Source organism: Paenibacillus sp. FSL R5-0341 (assembly GCF_037975235.1).
Classification (GTDB): Bacteria; Bacillota; Bacilli; order Paenibacillales; family Paenibacillaceae; genus Paenibacillus; species Paenibacillus amylolyticus_A.
Window position 1 is genome coordinate 4,271,290 of the sequence record NZ_CP150241.1, and the last position, 21,675, is coordinate 4,292,964.

Annotated in this window: 19 protein-coding genes; 5 read left to right on the forward strand and 14 right to left on the reverse strand. The window is 45.9% G+C overall.

The annotated features are described in order from the left end of the window. Positions 1-141 precede the first annotated feature (141 nt). The 3 genes from pflA to adhE form a co-directional block, all read right to left on the reverse strand. Positions 142-894 (reverse strand): pyruvate formate-lyase-activating protein, encoded by a 753-nt coding sequence (pflA, locus tag MKX75_RS19205; protein WP_076333273.1) that lies wholly within the window; start codon positions 892-894, stop codon positions 142-144. Positions 895-983: 89 nt separating this feature from the next. Then, a complete protein-coding gene (gene pflB / locus MKX75_RS19210) occupies positions 984-3,242 on the reverse strand; it encodes a formate C-acetyltransferase (RefSeq protein WP_339166431.1) in 2,259 nt (752 codons plus the stop codon). A gap of 944 nt (positions 3,243-4,186) precedes the next feature. Beyond that, positions 4,187-6,799 (reverse strand): bifunctional acetaldehyde-CoA/alcohol dehydrogenase, encoded by a 2,613-nt coding sequence (gene adhE / locus MKX75_RS19215; RefSeq protein ID WP_076333275.1) that lies wholly within the window; start codon positions 6,797-6,799, stop codon positions 4,187-4,189. A 432-nt stretch (positions 6,800-7,231) separates the two neighbouring features. Between adhE and MKX75_RS19220 the strand changes: the two genes are divergently transcribed. Beyond that, positions 7,232-7,948 (forward strand): Crp/Fnr family transcriptional regulator, encoded by a 717-nt coding sequence (locus tag MKX75_RS19220; RefSeq protein WP_145322690.1) that lies wholly within the window; start codon positions 7,232-7,234, stop codon positions 7,946-7,948. A 94-nt stretch (positions 7,949-8,042) separates the two neighbouring features. Here MKX75_RS19220 and MKX75_RS19225 read toward each other — a convergent pair whose 3' ends face one another. From MKX75_RS19225 to MKX75_RS19250, 6 genes are all read right to left on the reverse strand, one after another. Further along, entirely contained in the window at positions 8,043-8,756 is a 714-nt protein-coding gene (locus MKX75_RS19225) for a hypothetical protein (protein WP_139331953.1), read from the reverse strand. Positions 8,757-8,952: 196 nt separating this feature from the next. Beyond that, a complete protein-coding gene (locus MKX75_RS19230) occupies positions 8,953-9,684 on the reverse strand; it encodes a hypothetical protein (protein WP_076333277.1) in 732 nt (243 codons plus the stop codon). 193 nt (positions 9,685-9,877) lie between these two features. After that, positions 9,878-10,174, reverse strand: coding sequence for a helix-turn-helix domain-containing protein (locus MKX75_RS19235; protein ID WP_076333333.1), 297 nt, complete (start codon positions 10,172-10,174; stop codon positions 9,878-9,880). Positions 10,175-10,516: 342 nt separating this feature from the next. After that, positions 10,517-11,245, reverse strand: coding sequence for a trehalose utilization protein ThuA (locus MKX75_RS19240; RefSeq protein ID WP_017687549.1), 729 nt, complete (start codon positions 11,243-11,245; stop codon positions 10,517-10,519). A 24-nt stretch (positions 11,246-11,269) separates the two neighbouring features. Further along, positions 11,270-12,238, reverse strand: coding sequence for a sugar phosphate isomerase/epimerase (locus tag MKX75_RS19245; protein ID WP_062835305.1), 969 nt, complete (start codon positions 12,236-12,238; stop codon positions 11,270-11,272). Positions 12,239-12,440: 202 nt separating this feature from the next. Continuing rightward, positions 12,441-13,553 (reverse strand): Gfo/Idh/MocA family oxidoreductase, encoded by a 1,113-nt coding sequence (locus MKX75_RS19250; RefSeq protein ID WP_339166433.1) that lies wholly within the window; start codon positions 13,551-13,553, stop codon positions 12,441-12,443. Positions 13,554-13,743: 190 nt separating this feature from the next. Between MKX75_RS19250 and MKX75_RS19255 the strand changes: the two genes are divergently transcribed. After that, positions 13,744-14,562, forward strand: a complete 819-nt coding sequence (locus MKX75_RS19255) for an AraC family transcriptional regulator (RefSeq protein WP_062835307.1) — start codon at positions 13,744-13,746, stop codon at positions 14,560-14,562. A 25-nt stretch (positions 14,563-14,587) separates the two neighbouring features. Here MKX75_RS19255 and MKX75_RS19260 read toward each other — a convergent pair whose 3' ends face one another. Next, entirely contained in the window at positions 14,588-14,902 is a 315-nt protein-coding gene (locus MKX75_RS19260) for a hypothetical protein (RefSeq protein WP_062835308.1), read from the reverse strand. A 32-nt stretch (positions 14,903-14,934) separates the two neighbouring features. Further along, on the reverse strand, positions 14,935-15,873 hold the full coding sequence (locus MKX75_RS19265) for a Gfo/Idh/MocA family oxidoreductase (protein ID WP_339166435.1): 939 nt from the start codon (positions 15,871-15,873) through the stop codon (positions 14,935-14,937). Between the two features lie 121 nt (positions 15,874-15,994). Here MKX75_RS19265 and MKX75_RS19270 point away from each other — a divergent pair, with 121 nt between their 5' ends. Beyond that, on the forward strand, positions 15,995-16,684 hold the full coding sequence (locus MKX75_RS19270; protein ID WP_133385438.1) for a VTT domain-containing protein: 690 nt from the start codon (positions 15,995-15,997) through the stop codon (positions 16,682-16,684). 180 nt (positions 16,685-16,864) lie between these two features. Beyond that, positions 16,865-17,827 carry a peptide-methionine (S)-S-oxide reductase MsrA gene (gene msrA, locus MKX75_RS19275; protein WP_091028748.1) on the forward strand — a complete coding sequence of 321 codons (963 nt, stop codon included), beginning with the start codon at positions 16,865-16,867 and terminating at the stop codon, positions 17,825-17,827. Between the two features lie 110 nt (positions 17,828-17,937). On the opposite strand, the gene MKX75_RS19280 is transcribed toward msrA, so the two are convergent. The 3 genes from MKX75_RS19280 to MKX75_RS19290 all read right to left on the reverse strand — a co-directional run bounded on the left by MKX75_RS19280 (position 17,938) and on the right by MKX75_RS19290 (position 20,791). After that, on the reverse strand, positions 17,938-19,167 hold the full coding sequence (locus MKX75_RS19280; RefSeq protein ID WP_339166436.1) for an MFS transporter: 1,230 nt from the start codon (positions 19,165-19,167) through the stop codon (positions 17,938-17,940). A gap of 81 nt (positions 19,168-19,248) precedes the next feature. Beyond that, positions 19,249-19,857 (reverse strand): TetR family transcriptional regulator C-terminal domain-containing protein, encoded by a 609-nt coding sequence (locus MKX75_RS19285; RefSeq protein WP_339166437.1) that lies wholly within the window; start codon positions 19,855-19,857, stop codon positions 19,249-19,251. 133 nt (positions 19,858-19,990) lie between these two features. Next, a complete protein-coding gene (locus MKX75_RS19290; protein WP_264927808.1) occupies positions 19,991-20,791 on the reverse strand; it encodes a lipid II flippase Amj family protein in 801 nt (266 codons plus the stop codon). 390 nt (positions 20,792-21,181) lie between these two features. Here MKX75_RS19290 and MKX75_RS19295 point away from each other — a divergent pair, with 390 nt between their 5' ends. Continuing rightward, positions 21,182-21,652: a DUF2188 domain-containing protein gene (locus MKX75_RS19295; protein ID WP_339166438.1), complete on the forward strand. Its 471-nt coding sequence runs from the start codon at positions 21,182-21,184 to the stop codon at positions 21,650-21,652. The last annotated feature ends 23 nt before the right edge of the window (positions 21,653-21,675 follow it).

The following is a 21,675-nucleotide window of genomic DNA, read 5'->3' on the forward strand; positions in this document are numbered from 1 at the left end:
CCTGATTTTTTTAATCCACTTTTACAAAGGTGAAAATCTGGGGATAAAGGCGAACGCTTCGCTTCTCCAGCTTATTTCTGTCCTCTTCGTTCTCGTGTAAAAAGTTAGTTAAAATTATATAGATCCTGTATATAACTGTAGTTACTTACCGGAACAAGCCATGCCAGCTGTTTCCTGGCGACCTTGTTCGATCAGGCGATACGCCCGCTCCACTTCTTCTTCACTTGGCGAAGGAACACCATCCAGTGGATATACTTTACCGAGCGCTTCCCATTTGTAAATCCCCATCTGATGGTATGGAAGAATTTCGAACTTCTCAACGCCATTTAATGTACCTATAAACCGTCCGAGATTAAGCAGATCCTCTTCCTCGTTATGAATACCAGGCACATACACGTGGCGTATCCACATTTTCCGGCCTTGCTCCGATAGCCACTTGGCCGTTTTCAACGTTCTCTCGTTGGATTTGCCTGTCAGCTTGATATGTTTCTCGTCATCAATATGCTTGAGGTCCAGCAGAACCAGGTCTGTGTGGTCCAACAGGTCGTGAATCCGATCCGGTTCGTTAAATCCGTTGCTGTCCAGTGTCGTATGCAATCCCCAACGTCGCTTCACTTCCTTGAAGATTTCGGCTACAAAATGAGCCTGTAACGTTGGTTCTCCGCCAGATATCGTGAGCCCGCCTCCGGAGCTACGGTAGTAAGATAGATACGGCTCAATTTCAGCCAATATCTCCTCGAGCGTCATTTCTTTTCCACCATCTAGTGCCCATGTATCAGGGTTGTGGCAATATTGACACTTGAGTAGACATCCTTGCATAAAAAGCACGAAGCGGATGCCTGGGCCGTCAACCGTCCCGAAAGTTTCGAGTGAATGAATATGTCCTTTAACCATGCTGCCTCTTCCTTTCTGTATCCGCATCCGCTGTGCGTTTAATATGATTTGGAATGCCTTGCTCTAGCGGTCTTCTACTTGTAAATTACTTACATTGAGCCATGGAACGTACGGTTGATGACATCCAACTGTTGTTCACGAGTCAATTTAATGAAGTTAACCGCATATCCGGATACCCGTACAGTCAGTTGCGGATAGTTTTCCGGGTGATCCATCGCATCAATCAATTGTTGACGATCAAATACGTTAACGTTCAGGTGATGAGCATTTTGACCGAAGTAACCATCCATCATGGCAGTCAGGTTGGATTTACGTGTAGTCTCCTCTTTACCCAATGCTTTTGGCACGATGGAGAAGGTATTGGAAATACCGTCAAGACTGTGTTCATAAGGCAATTTGGCTACAGAGCCAAGGGATGCCAGTGCACCTTTTTTATCACGACCATGCATTGGGTTCGCACCTGGAGCAAATGGTTCACCTGCTTTACGACCATCCGGTGTAGTTCCTGTTTTCTTACCGTATACCACGTTGGATGTGATCGTCAGCACGGATTGCGTTGGCACTGCGTTACGGTAAGCTTTGTGCTTGCGAATCATACCCATGAAGTTCTCAACCAGTTCAACAGCAATGCTGTCTACGCTGTCTTCATTGTTACCGTAACAAGGGAAGTCTCCTTCGATTTCGAAGTCAACAGCGATGCCTTGTTCGTTACGGATTGGTTTTACTTTGGCATATTTGATCGCACTCAGTGAGTCGGCTGTAACCGACAGACCAGCGATACCGCAAGCCATCGTACGTACAATGTCACGGTCATGCAATGCCATTTCGATACGCTCATAACTGTATTTATCGTGCATGTAGTGAATGACGTTGAGGGTGTTCATATACAGCTTCGCGAGCCACTCCATCATTGGTTTGAAGCGTTTCATAACCTCATTGTAATCCAGCACGTCGCTAGTAATGGCAGGATACTCAGGTCCAACTTGTGCTCCGGATTTCTCGTCACGACCACCGTTGATCGCATACAAGAGAGCTTTCGCCAGGTTGGCACGAGCGCCGAAGAATTGCATTTGTTTCCCGATCTTCATCGCCGATACACAGCAAGCAATACCGTAATCGTCACCGTAGATCGGACGCATCAGATCATCATTCTCATACTGGATTGAGCTGGTTTCAATGGATACTTTGCTGCAATAATCTTTGAAAGCTTCTGGAAGTTTCGTGGACCAAAGTACAGTCAGGTTCGGCTCTGGTGCAGGACCCAAGTTGTGCAGTGTATGCAGGAAACGGAAGCTGTTTTTGGTTACGCGTGTTTCACCATTTACAGACATACCACCGATGGACTCTGTTACCCATGTTGGATCTCCACTGAAGAGTTCGTTGTAATCTGGTGTACGCAGGAATTTGACAATCCGCAGTTTCATTACAAAATGATCAACGAGCTCCTGTGCCTGTTCTTCAGACAGAATGCCTTCTTGCAGGTCACGTTCAATGTAGATGTCCAGGAAGGAAGATACACGTCCTAGTGACATCGCAGCACCGTTCTGTTCTTTGATCGCAGCGAGATAACCGAAGTACAACCATTGGAACGCTTCTTTCGCTGTAGTCGCTGGCAAGGAAATATCGAACCCGTGCATATCGCCCAATTGTTTCAGCTCTTGCAATGCACGAATCTGCTCAGACAATTCTTCCCGCAGACGAATGACATCTTCATCAATGACATCAACTTCGAGTGCATTCAATTCACCTTTTTTGTTACGAATCAGGAAGTCTACCCCGTACAAAGCTACACGACGATAGTCACCGATGATCCGACCACGGCCGTAAGCATCTGGCAGACCTGTAATAATCCCTGCTTTACGCGCTGCACGCATGTCGGAAGTATAAGCATCGAATACACCCTGGTTATGTGTTTTGCGAATGTTCGTAAATATATCAATGACGCCTTGAGGCAATTCGAAGCCGTATGCTTCACATGCATCAATCATCATCCGGATTCCGCCTGTTGGTTGAATGGAACGTTTGAACGGAGCATCGGTCTGAACACCGACAATCTGCTCTTTGGTTTGATCCAGATAACCTGGTTGGTGAGAAACAATAGTCGCTGGTGTGTTTACATCAACGTCAAGGACACCGCCGTTATCCCGTTCTTTTTTGGTCAGATCAGATACGATTTCCCACAATTCTTTGGTATTCTGGGTTGCACCTGCGAGGAACGCTTCATCGCCGTAATACGGAGACAAGTTGTGTGCCAGAAAATCATTCACATCTACGGATTTGGTCCATGTTCCTTTGGTAAAGTTTCTCCAGCCTGTTTGTTGTTTGACATCTTTTTCAATCACCGACATCGTAATCCCTCCACTAATTTGGATTTCTGGACACATAACATATTGCTTCATTCGTAGCATTGTGTGCCCAGAGCCGCGATTAATGTGAATTGTTTCACATAAAACCGGAACATGTTCTCTCTACTTGGGAACCGGAACCGCGGGATGAATGTTTTTCTTACATTTTCAGTATACGACTTGGCACTTTCATCATCTGTGATTTTTATCACAAAGTCAGTGAACTAACTCACTCCACCTGCGCTGTGTCCCATTGAACCCTGTAAATTCACACTTAGCCACTGCGCGGGCAGAACAACTTCCGATCGCTGTTATCCCCGGATTTTTTCAATTTTATTTTCCAAAGGGGAAAATTCGGGGATAAAGGCGCACGCTCCGCTTCTTCAGTTTTTTCTGCCCACTCCGTTATTGTGTGAACATCTGGCTCAAACAGCCACATCACGGATTACGTGTAACCTCTCTAGAACCCTTTTGCTCCTCTATGCTCGGAGCAAATCAAATCTTAGAATAAATCCTGAAAAACAGGTGCTTCGCTCTTCTGTTTTTCTGCCCACTCCGTTGTTGTGTGAACATCTGGCTCAAACTGCCACATTACGGATTACGTGTAACCTCTCTAGAACCCTTTTGCTCCTCTATGCTCGGAGCAAACTAAATCTTAGAATAAATCCTGAAAAACAGATGCTCGCTCTTCTGTTTTTCTGCCCTCTTCTTTATTGTCGAACATCTGGTTCAAACAGCCAGAGCACGGATTTCGTGTAACCTCTTTAAGAACCTTTTGCTCCTCTATGCTCGGAGCAAATCAAATCTTAGAATAAATCCTGAAAAACAGGTGCTTCACTCTTCTGTTTTTCTGCCCTTTTCTTTATTGTGTGAAAGACGGCAATCGGGGCTCCCCTCTCGGGGAACCCTGATCTCTTTTGCCGTAAGGCACGCTTCGTTCTGATTCGTTATTCAAACTTTCCGTAGAAAGCGTTGCGGTATACATCAGCCAGTTCAGTTACCAACGGCAACTTCGGATTGGCGGTTGTACATTGGTCTTCGAAGGCACGGTCTGCCAGATAATCGACATGTGCTTCGAAGTCTTTTGCATCAAATCCGATTTCCTGGAACGATTCTTCAATGCCCAATGTTTTGTTCAGGTTACGGATGGCATTGATAAGACTGGTTACGCCTTCTTCTGTCGTGCGAGCAGGCAATCCCAAGATACGGGCGATTTCGGCATATCGCTCATCCGCTACAAAGTGCGAATATTTCGGGAACGATGCAAATTTGGTCGGTTTTTTCGCGTTGTATCGAATGACGTGTGGCATCAGGATTGCATTGGTGCGTCCGTGTGCGGTGTGGTACTGACCGCCCCATTTGTGCGCCAAGCTGTGGTTAATGCCCAGGAATGCGTTGGCAAATGCCATACCGGCAATTGTGGAAGCATTATGCATTTTCTCACGTGCCAGTTTGTCGCCTTGCAGTGCCGATTGCTCCAGGTATTGGAACACCAGTTGAATGGCTTTGATCGCAAGTCCATCTGTGTAATCATTTGCCATAACAGACACATATGCTTCAATCGCATGCGTCAGTACGTCCATACCTGTATCCGCAACCGCCGTTTTAGGCAGGGAGTATACGAATTCCGGATCGACAATCGCTACGTCTGGTGTCAGCTCATAGTCGGCCAATGGATATTTGGTGTTACCTTGATTTTTATCCGTGATAACCGCGAACGATGTCACTTCAGAACCTGTACCCGATGTTGTTGGGATCGCTACAAATTTCGCTTTTACACCGAGACGTGGATATTTGTAGATCCGTTTACGGATATCCATGAATTTCTGTTTCAGATCGTTGAAGTCCGTGTCCGGATATTCATAGAACAACCACATCGCTTTGGCAGCATCCATCGGTGATCCACCGCCAAGTGCGATAATGCAGTCCGGTTGGAAGCGACGCATCATTTCCGTTCCGCGATCTACCGTTGTTGTGGATGGATCTGGCTCTACATCGGAGAATACTTCGATCGCTACCGGCATTTGCCGTTGACGAAGATAATGTTCTACCTTTTCCACATATCCAAGTTTCACCATCATCGCATCCGTAATAATCGCAACACGTGTGATGTCAGGCATTTTGGCAAGATACTGTGTTGCACCTTTTTCGAAGTAGACTTTGTTCGGCACTTTGAACCACTGCATATTCACGGTACGGCGAGCCACCCTTTTCACGTTGATTAAGTTCACAGCGGTTACGTTGGAAGAAGTCGAGTTACGTCCGTATGATCCGCATCCCAATGTCAGTGACGGCATATTCGTGTTGTAGATATCCCCGATGGCACCGTGTGTGGATGGTGAGTTCACAATAATCCGTCCAGTTTGCAGACGATCTGCGAATTTGCCGATCACTTCTTCATTTGTGGAGTGAATAACCGAGGAGTGACCCATGCCGCCAAAAGCAACCACTTCTGCCGCACGCTCAATGCCCTCTGCTGCCGTTTTGACTTTGTAACAAGCCAGTACCGGGCTTAATTTCTCAGCCGACAATGGGAATTTCGTACCTACCCCTTCAATCTCGGCCACGAGAATTTTGGTGCCTGCTGGAACCTCAATGCCGCACAACTTCGCAATGCTCACCGCAGATTGACCAACAATCGCCGGGTTCACCGCACATTTCTCGGCATTAATCGCACCTGCTGTCAATTTTGCTGCTTCATCTTTGTTAACAAAGTAACAGCCGTTCGCAATCATTTTTTTCTTCACTTGATCAAAGATCGGTTCTTCAATGATTACTGCTTGCTCAGAAGCACAGATCATGCCGTTATCGAAGGATTTCGACAGGATCAAATCCGTCACTGCCTGATTGATATCCGCGCTTTTCTCGATAAAACAAGGTACGTTACCCGGTCCTACGCCCAGTGCAGGTTTACCACAGCTATACGCTGCACGTACCATGCCTGATCCGCCTGTTGCCAGAATGAGAGCCACATCATTGTGATTCATCAGTTCGTTTGTACGATCCATGGAAGGATCATCAATCCACTGAATACAATCCGCTGGCGCACCATGTTTCACAGCTGCTTCCAGCAGGATTTTAGCAGCTTCCCGGCTACAATTCTGTGCAGATGGGTGGAAACCAAAGATGATTGGGTTACGTGTCTTGATGGAAATCAGTGCTTTAAACATCGTCGTTGATGTCGGATTGGTTACTGGTGTAATACCCATAATAATACCGACCGGCTCCGCAATTTTCTGGAAGCTTTCGTACTCGTTATCTTCAATTACGCCTACGGTTTTGTCATACTTGATGCTGTGGTATACATATTCTGTTGCAAATATATTTTTGGTAATTTTATCCTCATACACTCCGCGACCTGTTTCTTCTACAGCCATCTTGGCAAGCATCATGTGTTTATCCAGACCCGCAAGCGCCATGGCTTGCACAATCCGGTCAATCTGCTTCTGGTCCATCTTCATGAATGCGGCGTGTGCTTTATTCGCTTTGTCGATTAATGTTTGAATATACTGACCTGCTGTCGGTTCTTTTGCTGGGGCGACTTCGTTCTTTACAGCCATCTCCCTCATCCTCCTAAAGGTTCGTATTAGTTTGTCTCTCTCGTTTACATTCACATCGTAACATAGCTAAAAACGTAATCATGTGATTTTTTTCACAAAGTATAACAAATTTAAATTTACTTTTGTAATGTCCGCTAACAAGTTGATTTCCACTTCCTATATTAAGTGTAGTGCTATCGAACACATCCTTCCCCACTAAAAGTGAATTTAATCACAATGTTTGAAATTTCGCCATTTTTGATGCCTTCCCATGCCCCCCAAAAGGTAAGTTTAGGTATATACTGAACTTAAAAATTGAACCACCGCAATTTGTACCGTCCTTCCTCCCGGCCGAGATGACCCTGATCAGGACGGCAACGGTTTGCGGCGAACCTCGGAGGCTACTGCAAGCTACAGAAGGTCGTCCGATGGACATAAAGGGGAGATAGATTTATGAGAGAACTAACGACTGTATTGGAAAAACGCGGCAATACCAACTGTTTCTCGGAAGCGAATTTCAACCATCTGCTGGTTACAATGAAAGATAGAACCTATCCTGAAGGTACCCATCTGTACTGGGAAGGAGACGTCTCTGACAAACTTTATTATATGAAACGGGGTCGTGCCCAGATCACCAAATCAACGGATGAAGGTAAGGAACTGATCATGTACATGTATCAATCCGGTGACATGATTGGCCAGGCTGATCCCTTCTTCGGCTCTAAACACAGCTTTTCAGCGGAAGTACTGGAAGACAGTGAAATTGGTGTACTGGAACACAAAGACCTGGAAATGCTGATATGCCAGCATTGTGACTTTGCGATCGACTTTATGAAATGGATGGGCATCCACCACCGGCTGACACAGACCAAGTTCCGGGACCTCATGTTATATGGCAAACCGGGTGCGCTCTGTTCTACCCTCATTCGGTTGTCGAATTCGTATGGTGAGCCTCATGGAGAGCATGTCATTATTCACAAAAAAATTACCCACACGGATCTGTCTAATATGATTGGAGCCACCCGTGAAAGTGTAAACCGCATGTTAAGCGATCTTCGTAAGAAAGATGCGATTGAATATGACAATGGCATGATCGTCATCAAAGATCTGAAGATGCTGCAAGGCATCTGTCACTGTGAACTTTGTCCGAATGAGATCTGTCGTATTTGAAGTACGATTGTGCTAATAAGGTGTTGCTTGCAAAACAATTTCATCAATGAAAAAAGCCCAGTTCTCTAAAAAGAGATTGGGCTTCTTTGTATGCTTACGATGCATTGGTCAATTCAAGCTTTACCGCATCACGTGGATTTAATTTCATATCCAAACCGTTTTCCATTAATTCCTTGTCATTCACCATAATGACCCACCGCTGATTCATGCGGGGTGTCACATTCTCGACCGAAACGACGAATTTGTTGTTCTCCGACATTCTCACAATCCCGCTGGACTTCAAAACATCGCGAACTGTACATTCCTGAACATAGACTCCAGCATATTGACGATTAAGAGTTGGCATAATGTTTCCACCGCTCACCTTGAGTAACGTTGTCTGATATGCAACGCCATCCCCCCCACTGTCAGCGGCTTTCACGTAAATGATCACTTCATCTTTGGCATGAAGCTCCATGTCCCAATCTTCCTGTTCAATATCCTTGCCATTCAACTTCACAGCCCAGCTCAGCGAAGAATCGAGAGAAACTTCACCCACGGATTGAATCCGTTTGCCATCCGCCGTAAAATCAACGAGTCCGCTATTGAGTAATGCTTTTTTGAGTGTCAAACCCTCACTAAAATCTCGCTTAATGGACTTCGTTGCATCAGGCAAGAATGTACTGCCATCTACAGCCACTGTAATCGTATTCGCTGTTTCCGTCTCTTTGACAATTGGCTGCTCTGAAGGCTGCGTCTCACTACATCCAGCCAAGATCGCCAGAATGAGCAAACATACACCTATGTAACCGGGGATTTTCTTCTTCATGTAGGTAACACCACCCTGCGTAAAATCATTCACCCTGTTGTCCATAACCTCTATTATGGCACAACACTCAACAAAAAAAAGTGTCAAACCCGTTACTTTTATCGCGCGCGCCCTCCAGAGAGGACTGGTACAACAAAGAGAGCCTGCACACAGGCTCTCCAATCTGAATCCGTTTTCTGTTCTAGTGTTTGCTTTGTTATTGGACACATGCCTGCATGTATGTCCGTCCTCCATCTCCATCTTTCAGATATGGATTGAGCCCGAAGAACTGTTCCTCCGATACATATACGCCTGTCAGCAATCGGCCTTCAAGCAATCCACCGTCCACCTTTACGCAGCATGAAGGTGCGTCTACATACTCCTGGTATAACGGAATCTGACCATATTGTTGATGTACCTTGAATACCTTCCCTTGCTCATGCAAGGGGCGTTCCGAGAAATAGGTAGGCACAATATAACGGGCAATGACATCCAGTTCCTGCACGCTATAGAAGGGTTCATCGCCAAGCCATGGTGCAAACATCCGAATCTTCTCATATTGAGACCAGACAACCGCCTGAATCAGCATTTCTGCCTGAACCAACCGACCTTCTCCCACATCCAGCACCAATCGCTTTCCATGGATGGTTTCCTCCATCTGAGACATCGCCGAATTAGGTTGACTCAGTTCACATCCGATACACTTCCAGCCTCTGGACGTTTGAATCCATTTTTGCAGCACCGCCGGAGCCAATCTCGGACCATCGCTGTTCACAGAATGCGTATTCACTTCGGTAAAATCATCTTTAACCGAACGCGAATATGCTGTGCGCTTAAACAACTCCGCAGCTTTTTTGTAGATTAGATGGACCTGAATGGATGCGCTCTCAAGTTCTGCAATATCTTTCTTGCCGTAGCGTACTTCACGGGATAAGCTTTCTTCTCTCATGACAAGTGGGCCTCCTTCGCTCCGGCCGTCTGCGGCCATTTTCTATAGATTATACTACAACTCATGACAACATGTGCACAGCCCCAGAGAAAAACGCCGATCCACGTTATACTTAAGACAAAAACCCCTGATTTCCACAGAAATCAGGAGTCTATGTCATTCATGCAACGAAGTGGGTGATGTTGCTTATACGCTAGTCAACCCACTTCTCAGCCCAGTCTTGAATTTGATTCATGACAGGCTGGAGCGCTCTACCTTTATCCGTCAGTTCATATTCAATACGAACCGGCGTCTCGGGATAGACGTGACGAACCAGAATACCTTCACTCTCCAGGTCCTTCATCCGTTCGGACAACATCTTGTCACTCATGGACGGAATTAGATTGGAGATATCCTTGAATCGCTTTGAACCACTCATCAACGTTTGAATAATTAAACCATTCCAGCGCTTGCCCAAAAAAGAAAACGCCGTCTCAAAACGCGGACACATCCGCAAGTCTTGACCTTCCACATTAATCACCTCTTTAGAGATCACTCAACTTACATTTTGTTAGTATATTTCATAATAACATATTTAAGCTTCAAAGAAAACGTCTGCAACTAAAAAGTTTAAATTTTAGAAGCATAACATGCAAAATGGATCATACATCCCAGTATACATTACACGGTGCGTCGTAACCATGGGAAATATCGTATAACTTCCCCATAGTACTATCTTACCCAAAAAGAACCCAACTGCCACAGTCATTATTGACTTGGAGAAGGGTTCCTTCGTATACATTATCCGTATAAGTTCACCAAAAAATATTTACACTACCACTACGACGGATAACTAGACCAGCACGCCGCCAAACGGTCTAACAGGTTCACTCTTGCCAAATTCCGGCTTAAAGCTGCGGGCAGGATATGCCCATTTCACAGCATTGCTGATCACTCTTAATATTTCCGGTTTGTAATAGGTCGGATACGTCTCATGACCTGGTCGAAAATAGAAAATTTTACCTTCACCACGCCGGAACGTGCATCCGCTCCGGAATACTTCCCCACCCTGGAAGTTGCTTACAAACACCAGTTCATCGGGTACTGGAATATCGAAGAACTCCCCGTACATCTCTTCTTTTTCCAATACAATCTTGCCCTCGATGCCATCCGCAATTGGATGGGATGGATTAACACACCATACAATTTCCTGCTCGTCAGCTACACGCCATTTCAGATCGCAGCTGGTTCCCATCAGTGCTTTGAATGGTTTGGAGAAGTGACCTGAATGGAGCACAATCATTCCCATGCCGTTCAGCACTCGCTGCGCAACCTTTTGTGAGATCTCATCGCTTACGCGATCGTGTGCCATATGTCCCCACCATATGAGCACATCCGTGGAATTCAGCACTTCATCACTTAATCCGTGTTCAGGCTGATCCAGTGTAGCCGTCCGAATAGCAAAGCCTTCGCCGCCAAGTCCGTCAGCCAGCGCTCGATGCAGACCATCCGGGTAGACTTCCCTTACTTCATCGTGAATTTTCTCATGGACAAATTCATTCCAAATGGTGACGTTGATCATATTCAATTTCCCCCTAATGTAGCTCTAAACCCACCACATATCGCCCAGCGGCTCTTCAATCAATACTTGCTGGAGATTTTGCACGGCTTTAGAGAATCCTTCTTCAACCGACATCAGACCGTCTTCGTGCTCAATACTTACTACATAATCATATCCGACCAGACGCAAGGCACTCATAATATCTGCCCAAGTCTTGTTATCATGTCCATAACCAACCGAGCGGAACTGCCAAGCCCGATCCAGCATATTGGTATAATCCTGCATATCCGTTACACCGTGTTTGTTCACGTTGATTGGATCAATCGTTGTATCTTTGGCATGGAAGTGATGGATCGCTCCTTCACGTCCCAAGATGTGAATCGCCTGCACAGGATCAATGCCTTGCCACCACATGTGACTTGGGTCCAGATTGGCTCCGATCACTTCACCTGCTGCTTCACGCAGTCTCAGCAACGTTGCTGGTGTGTGAACCGAGAATCCACCGTGCAGCTCCAGTCCAACTTTTACGTTACGATCTGCTGCGAATTTACCCCACTCTGTCCAGTAAGGGATAACTTTGTTCTCCCATTGCCACTTTAGGATCTCCTGGAAGTCATTCGGCCATGGTGCAACAGGCCAGTTCGGATATTTAGCATCCTCATGGTCTCCCGGGCAACCGGAGAATGTATTCACTACAGGTACTTCCAGCTTCTCAGCCAGTTCTACCGTTTTAACAAAATCATCGTGAAATCCTTTGGCAATATCCTTTTGTGGATGCAACGGGTTACCGTGACAGCTAAGTGCGCTGATCGTCAAACCGCGTGATTCCACTGCGTTTTTGAAGTTTTTCAGTGCTGTAGGATTGCTTAACAATTCATCCGGCTTACAGTGTGCATTACCTGGATGTCCGCCTGTTCCGATCTCTACTGCTTTTAATCCCTTGGATGCTACATAATCAAGAGCATCCTCCAATTTACGTCCTCCGAATAGTACCAAAAATACGCCGAGTTTCAAGTGCGATTCCTCCCTGGATTAGATATCGTATGATTGCTGAATTCATGAATATTGAACTGTAGACAATTACCGTTCAGATCACGTGCCTGTTTGATTAGTGTGGAAAATCGAGAGTGTTTCTATCCTGAAATTGAACGTAAGAATACTGGTTATTTTCCATCACTCGTAAGAGCATCAAGCTTCGAACACTTGGTACTCTGAGCTAGTGCGATTCCACGGTTTCAATCTCAGTTTGAACTGCGCGAGTTACTGCTAAAGAGTCATAGCTGCTCTCCAGATGTATATGCTTGCCTTCAAGTGAAGAACGCTGGAATGAATGCATGGCTTCCAGTACATGATAAGCAAGCTTGCCACTGGCTTTGTGTTCTCTTCCGGCACGAATGGATTCGACCATTTCCGTTACGCCGATGCCTCGTTCGTTTTGTCCACTTTCAAAGACTGGTTTGACCGTCTCCCAAGTGTCTTGGCCATATCTGCGAACCTTTACTTCCCCGTTAAAATAATTGGGGTCTGGTACACTAAGCGTACCTTCTGTACCATAGATTTCAATACGTGGCAGATCCGAAGCTCCCCGAATATCGAAACTGGTGATCATGGTTGCAATGGCACCTTCTGCAAAATCAATCGTTCCTGCCAAGTGGGTAGGCGTTTCTACTTGCAGCACTGTACCCTCCTTCGGTCCGGAGCCAATCTTGCGATCCGCAATCTGTACGCCTGCCGAGGCGCTGATTCTGCGTATCGGTCCGAGCAACGTAATCAGAGCGGTCAGGTAGTAAGGTCCCATATCAAACATAGGTCCACCACCTGCGACATAAAAGAACTCCGGATTAGGATGCCAAGCTTCTGGTCCTCCACCCATAAAGAATGAAGTGGCTGCGATCGGCTTACCGATCAGCCCATCCTCAATGGCTTTGCGAGCCGTTTGAATGCCTGAACCAAGGAAGGTATCCGGTGCAGAACCCACATACAATCCCTTCTCCTCAGCCAGCTCAACAACCTTGCGACCATCCTCAAGCGAAATTGCCAGTGGCTTCTCGGCATACACATGTTTACCTGCTTCGAGTGCAGCCAGATCGGTCATGGCATGACTGCCAGGAACCGTAAGGTTCAAGACGAGTTCAATTTCGTTATTTTGCAGCAACTCATCTACATTGTAAACGTTTGCGATATTAAATTCATCTGCCCGTTCCTGAGCGCGTTCACGAATCAAATCTGCAACAGCCACGACTTCAATGACCGGGTTGTTTTTGAGATTTTCCAAGTAAATGGCACTGATGTTACCGCACCCGATGATGCCTGCTTTCATTTTCTCCACTGTGACGTTCATCTCCTTACGCATGGTGAAAATCCGCGTTTGAATGGTTGATATACATATGTTTTGTTGGATGTTTCCTGTTCCTTAAATCTAATACTATGGTATTCCGTTTCAGCTTCAATTAAAATGAATAATATGATTGAAACATGAACTATCTGGTCATAATTTTCAAATTGCAAGGAGTATGCCCATGCCGACAGATCATTCCTGCCAAGTTCTTACAGCAGGCTTTTCATTTCATCGTAAACCCTACGCTATGGTGCAGCCTGAAGGGGTGAAGAATTACCTGTTAAGACTGCAAACAGACGGACGCTGCCGTGCACGTATTGATGGGGACATGTCCCTGGTGGACGCGGGCGATCTGCTTCTTTTTGATCCTGATGAGCCCTATGAGCTGAGAATAGACAATGAAATCAATCCGATGGGAGAACGACTAGTGGAGAGTGGCGACTATCACATCTTCTTCAATGGTTCCTGGGTGGATGAGTGGTGGAAGCGTCACAAACGACCAACCCGAATCAAAGTCGAGCTGACGGAAAGTCTGTTAGTACTGTTTCGACAGCTCGTGCTGGAGCAGCGCCGTATCTCCAATCCTTATCCGGAAATTTCAAGTTATTATATGCGGATTTTATGTCTCGAAGTGGATCGTCTGCTCTCAGAGCATCCGACGATAACCAATACCAATTATGTGGCTTATGAGATTAAGAACTACATTGAAGAAAACGCTTCCTCTTTGTTCAAGCTGGATGATGTGGCAACACATATTGGTATCAGTGTCTCACGGGGGGTTCATCTCTTCAAAGAAGCGTTTGGCAAAAGCATAATGCAATACACGCTTGACGTACGGCTGAATATGGCCAGGGAACGAATTATTTTCAGTCCAATGACCCTGGAGCAAGTGTCTGAGTCTTCCGGCTTCAATAACTATACCTATTTCCATCGGGTATTCCGTTCCCGGTTCGGCATGTCCCCGAAGGAATTCCGCGTCATTCACCGGGAACAGATGTAATCATACCAGTATACGTAAGTTGAACTTATTTGCGCGCGGCTATGGCCTCGGATACAACCATCGCCAGATCTTCATTGCCAAACATGGACAACACGCCAAGTACCGTATCATCCGGGATCTCACCGGCTTCCTCCTTGGATACAATCAGCTTCTGCACCTGCTGCAAACGCTCGTTGCTCTGCTGATTCGGGTAGGCTTGCCGGTACATCTCTTCCGGGTCCAATCCATGATTGACACACCACTGGGCAAATACGAGGATCATCATCTCTTCTTCCTGTTTATAGGTTTCAATGACAGCTTCCTCGATCTGTTTATTACGTTCCTTTTCATATTCATCCATGACGTATATTCCTCCGTATCTGTATTCTGCAACTATTTGCGGATTAATTGTTCAGCCAGTTCATGGCTGTCCATGACATGACTTGCACTAATCAGGCAATCATCAGGCGAGTCCAGACAAGCCAGGAAATGATCGACGGCTCCGCTAAAACCTCTGCGCGCTAACACAGTGTCCCAGCTCCCAAAAGTTTCTTTGGTTTCCAGACTCCCCTGTTCCATGTAGCTGATCGAGTCCATGTTCACGACTTCAACAGAGCGTCCACCACCATGCAATTCGATCTTCTCCAGATCTGCCCCAGCTTCACGTACCATATCGAATCGACCATAGGCTGTTCTGCCCAGCTTGGCCGTTCCGGTCGCATGCAGCAGTCTGTCCAAATCATTCTTCCGAATCCATTGATGAAGCAGCTCCACGTTATGATCCGAGTACCACATCATTAGATCCAGCATATGGATGAGATCATCATAGATGGTTTCTGCCGCAGGACGATCCTGAATGCCTGTACGATGTTTTGTCACTGTCAGGGATTCTAAACCTTTTCCACCCTGCATCCATTCTTTCGCTTTTTGGTACATTGGTGCGAATCTGCGATTGAAGCCCACTGCCAGTAACAGACCTTGTGCCTCGGCAAAAGCCGTCATTTCTTCCGACTCCCGAAGCGTATAGGATAACGGCTTGTCTACGTATACGGCCAATCCCTGTTCCAAACATTGCATGACAATGTCAAAGTGCGCTTCCGTTGCTGTATGTACAAACACGGCATCCAGATCCCAGGACAACAGTTCTTTCAGATCCGTTGTTCCCCGTTCTAATCGATACGCCTCCTGAACGGCTTTGACCGGCTCTGGAGATCGGTTCATAATGCCTACAATCTCCACGTTCGGATGAGCTGTTAACAGCGGCAAATATACTTTACGTGCAATATCGCCGAGGCCGATAATTGCAACTCGTTTACGTTGGGTTGTTTCCATGATGATCATTCCACCTTCAGTTCGGTTCTATATTTCCACGTCCTATAGTGTAACCCTTCGGACAGCAACTTGCCAGTGATTGCAGCAGACTTCGCACGAATTGTTCAGACAATGGGCGAACGTGGTAAACTTAGGAGGAACAGCAGTACAGATCGGGACACGACTAGACCTGCCTGATCTGAAAGGAGCGTTTGGGATTTTGCGAAAATGGTTATGGCTTCTGTTATATGTTTTACTTGCAGGAGTAACGTTTATTTACAGATATGAACTGCTGGCCTGGACCGATCTCCATCAGTCCATCCCGCTATTACTCGCCATGGCAACATTGTTTGCTCTTGTGCCTGTAATTCCTTATAAGTTTGTTATTATCGCCTTTGGTTACAGTTACGGTACTACCACGGCAGCCTGGATATGCTGGCTTGGCACCACACTTGCAGCCATGCTCGTTTATGGCGGAGCAAGAACCATCTTCAGACATCAGGCGAGATCGTACCTCGAACGCATTCGGGGTCTGAACCGTTTTACCACATGGATGGAGGCACATCCGTTCATGGGTGTCATGTCGATGCGACTGTTGCCGATCGTGCCTCAGATGGCCGTTAATATTTACGCAGGTATAACGTACACGCCATTCTGGGTCTTCATGGTTGCCACGGCCATTGGGAAAATGCCAGCGATTTTTGTATTTGCCTATGCAGGTGCACAAGCTGAAACCTCCATCTGGCTGAGCCTGGCCATCCTTGCCGGATATCTGGTGTTCATGGCCATTGTTTTGCTCTTATTTCGCTTTCGGTCACGCAACAAAGCCTGAATTCAGAATTCGTAAACCGTTCAGATTCAGCTTGTTTTCATTCCGGCTTGGTTGGCTTGCCAATTCAGGATATAATAGAAGAGCAAGCCTAGTGCTTGTGTAACAAGTTTAATAAAACCGTAGATTGCTGGAGCTCGAACACGAGCGCTAAATCTTCATCAGAAATGGAGTGACTATAGCATGGAACAACATTCAAGTGAGTTAGCAACTTTTGCAGGCGGATGCTTCTGGTGTATGGTATCCCCCTTTGAAGAACTGCCCGGTATTCATAAGATCGTATCGGGTTATACAGGAGGACATACCGAGAATCCAACATATGAAGAGGTCTGCTCGGAGACAACAGGACATGTAGAGGCTGTACAAATTACGTTTGACCCTGCCATCTTCCCTTATAAGAAACTGGTTGAACTGTTCTGGCAGCAGATTGATCCTACGGATACAGGCGGGCAATTCCATGACCGTGGATCTTCCTATCAGACGGCCATCTTCTATCACAGCGAAGAGCAGCGCCAGATTGCGGAAGCTTCCAAAGCGGAGCTGGGACAAAGCGGACGCTTTGACAAACCAATCTTCACTCCGATTTTGCCAGCCAAACCGTTCTATGAAGCGGAAGAACATCACCAAAATTATCACCGGAAGAACCCTGCCCATTACAAACGCTACAGCAAAGGTTCTGGACGCGTAGACTTCATCGAACGCAACTGGTCCGGTAACGTGGATAAAGACGGGCTGAAAGAGCGTCTGACGCCGCTTCAATATGAAGTTACGCAGAACAGCGCGACCGAGCCTGCATTCCATAACGAATTCTGGGATCACCACGGTGATGGTATCTATGTGGACATCGTATCTGGCGAGCCATTGTTCAGTTCTACCGACAAATACGACTCCGGCTGTGGCTGGCCGAGCTTCACACGTCCATTGCGTGACCACAACGTGAAGGAAAAAACCGATCTAAGCCACTTCATGATTCGTACCGAAGTGAGAAGTCGTGAAGGTGATTCCCATCTGGGTCACCTGTTCAACGATGGTCCTGCCGAAGCAGGTGGAATGCGTTATTGCATCAACTCTGCGGCACTTCGTTTTGTACCCAAAGAAGACTTGCAAAAAGAAGGATATGGTGAGTACGCCGTCCTTTTCCAATAAGTTTTAATACAAATACAAAAAGAGCAGTGGGATGATCCCGCTGCTTTTTTGTCGTACATTCTTGTTTTTAATAGACGAACTATTGTTGCACGAGAATGCATCGATTAGGTTTAGCTCGAAGCGATTTCCGAATTTAATTGGCTGGCAGGAGCCGTCTGATCATTACGAAATTGAATTCGCATCCCTGGAACGATACCCAGGATCATTACAGTAACCGAAATGGCATAGACGATAAAAATGGATGTGCTGTTCATCAGTACACCTGCCATGGAAGATCCAAGAAGCATAGTTCCGATGAATAAGGGTGTGATGGTACCATTCACTCTCCCAATCAAGTGCTCATCTATCCGAGTGACCAAATATGTGGAGATGATGACGTTGATAAATGCCAAACTGATTGAGCTTAAGAAGCTAATCAAAAGGGTCAGCCAGAACCAACTGGATAAGACTTCACCCATCGTAGTTACAGCCAGACACAGCACACCTACGATCAGAGTTAAAGTCTGATTCAACTTGCCACTTATAGCAGCCGCAATACCTCCTCCAATCAATAAACCTAATCCGGATGCCCCAGACAGGAACTGTAACGACGTTGCTTCAAGTCCTAGACGTTCGGTGATCAGAAATATGCCAAGTGGGCTGATGAGACCCGCAGAAAGCCCTATACAACTGAATACCAAACTAAGCATTCTTAAGGAGCGGGATTGAGCAACATATTGCCAGCCCTCTTTGATATCCGCAAACAATGAGGTGCTTGTTTCCCGCTGCGTGGCGTCTTTAGGCAGAAATGTGAGTAGAAGCGCAGAGGTGAGGAATAGAATGAGTAATGCGTACATGGATGCCTGAATGCCCATTGCAGTATATATAAACGTTCCTACGATTGGTCCGAGAATTAAAAACAACGATTGACCACTCTGTGTAATAGCAATTGCAGATTGCAAATGTTCTCCCTTTACATTTCGCCTCACAATCTTTAGAGAGGATGGTTGAGAAAACTGGCTAACGATAGAGGATACAAACGTGGCTACGTATAGAATCTGCCAATACCCAGAAGATAAAACGCCAATAATCATGACAATGGACAACGCACTCAGAATATCCCCCAGTATCATCGTACGTTTGGGATTCCAGCGATCAGCAAGTGCACCGCCAATGATAGAGAAAACAAAAATCGGGGCATATTCAAGTACGGTAATTAGCGAAACAGCTATTGGACTTCCCTGAGTTCGATCCATCACATAATAGAGGATCGCCATATTCCGGATCCATATCGCCAGATTTTGCAGCAGATCAGACCCTGTCACGATTAAAAAAGCTTTGTTCCTGAACAATGTGTTCATTCTCCATCTCCTCTTTTTAAACCGACTGTCCGGTTTATTAATATTTTTAAAAAAAACTGACGTTTCATCAGCTTTTCATGGTTAATGTTGTTGAATGCCTGCCAGCAGACTGGCCATGCCTTTGTGGTAAATACGACGAATATCCGCCAGGTCCTTTTCGTAATAGAGCGTAGTCAATCCGCTAAACAGACCGTAGATAATGTGCATTACATCCTGTGGGTCATCCTGTTTTAACTCCCCATCTTCCATCCCTTTAGCAATAATGGACTCATATGTCGCATATGGAATTCGAATCAGGGAAAGCATCTCATCAAGCATCTCCTGGCTGACGACCTGACCCGAAACAAACTCGTTAATCGCGTGATTCAGCGGGTTCGCCAGATCATCCACATAATGATCAGCAAGTCCGTACAGTTTATCTACAGCTGTCTCATACCCGGATTCTTTGTCCAGCCAGGCATCCATCCAGTCTTCATTATTAAGCTTGATTAAATACATAAATAGCTCTTCTTTGCTTTTGAAATGATAATAAATACTGCCTTTACTCCGATTGTTAATCGTACATATGTCTTCCATGGAAGTTGCACTATATCCCTTTTGGGCAAACAGTTCCTTGGTATTACGAGCAATGTCTTTCTTAATCTGGGCAACATCTTTTCTTCGTTTAACTTCGATTGGAAAAACCTCCATAAATTAAACCGACTATTCGGTCTAATAGTATCACAGCTAAAATCCTCCGTCAATTCAATGTACACAGGCACCCTCTAATTTACTTTAGAAGATATACAAGAGAGTACCTGATTACATTTCAGGAAAGAGGTCGTCACATCATACTTACAATCCAACCAATCCAATACGCAAATGGAATTAATAACAACTGTGCCAACAGTGTGCCGAACAAACGGGATACGAGCATGCAGCCATAGATCTGATTCATGCGATCCAAACGGATCTCGCCACGTAATGATTTGTCACTGAGCAGGGAAATCCGGGGATCAATCAGGATGGTCAGCAAAATGGTTGCTATTCCGTTAATCAGCCCTGTTGATTGGGATGCAGCTACAGCCTGTCCTGGGTAAAGATACGCTGCGTACAAGCTTGATAGGACACCCGTGGTATAGATTGCGGTTACAGCTACATTCAGCATCATTAACCGTCTTGGCATCCCATGTTGTACCAATCGTTTGGCCATCTTCCAGGATGGCGGGGTGATGTAATACGTTGCATTTCTAATCTTGCTTCGCTTCAGCATACCGCGAACCATTGCAGGGATGGAGCCAGCTGCTTCAAAATGCACAACCATTCTCGACGAGAGCTTAACCATCGTTGGGAAACATAATATGGCTAATGCCGTTCCTATCGTTGCCGCACCCATTAACCAATGTAGCTGTGCTGCAAAGTGTGGATTGGCTCCACGTGTGGCGGTATCCACCAGATTACCTACCATTGGACCTTGGGCCATATTCGAGGTTCGCGAAACCAACAGCAAAATACCTGCCAATGAAATGGCCAGCGCAATTCTGCGGGTGCGTAATCCACCGAGGCGGAGCGCGTATGACAAGCTATCTGCGGCATGAATCAGCATGGTGAACACCATAGGGATTGCCAGACTAAGACTAAACATATGTATGTACTCCTTTATCTTCCTTTTGTTGAACTTATTTCTTACATGGACAGCATTATACTCCTCTGGCTTGCAAAAGTATAGGAACGAGATCCTTCTATTTAAGTTGAAATAAAGAATATTTACACTTGACACTCCGATGACAGAACAACCTTCCGATCGCTGTTATCCCCAGATTTTTTGATTCCTTTTAGAATGGGGTAAATCCGGGGATAAAGGCGAACACTTCGCTTCTTCAGGTTTTTTCTGTCCTCTCCGTTTCGTGTAAATGTTTATTTCAATTAAAATAGATCATCGGTAAATGCACTTACGACCTCGGATGTTCATCGTTTATCCCTCCCCTCACAGGGTAATATACAACTAATCCATTATTGTACAGGAGGGGTTCATATGCCTTGGAACAAACAGGATTATCCGGTATCCATGAAGAACTTGGAACCACGTGTCAGACATAAAGCAATTGAAATTGCTAATGCTCTGCTCGATGACGGGTATGAGGAAGGACGCTCGATTGCCATAGCGACAGCTAAGGCGGAAGAATGGGATGAAAACCATCCCGTGCCGGAACGTTCAAAATCGGACTCCACATCTTCTTCTGAAAATGCTAACCGTAATAAGTCATCCTCCACGGAGCGTCGTCATTCTGAGCCCGTATCTTCGTCCAAAAGTCATGACAACATCCATGTCGTGCCTACCGACGCTGGCTGGGCGATCAAGGAAGAAGGAAAGTCTACTTACCTGTCGACATTCGATACTAAGGCAGAGGCTGTAGATAAGGCTAAAGAACTTAGCAGCCAACAGAATATTCGCGCGATTATCCATAATCAGGATGGTCAGATTGCTTCTTCGATCAAGTCTTGAAACATGAGCGAAAACAACAAAAT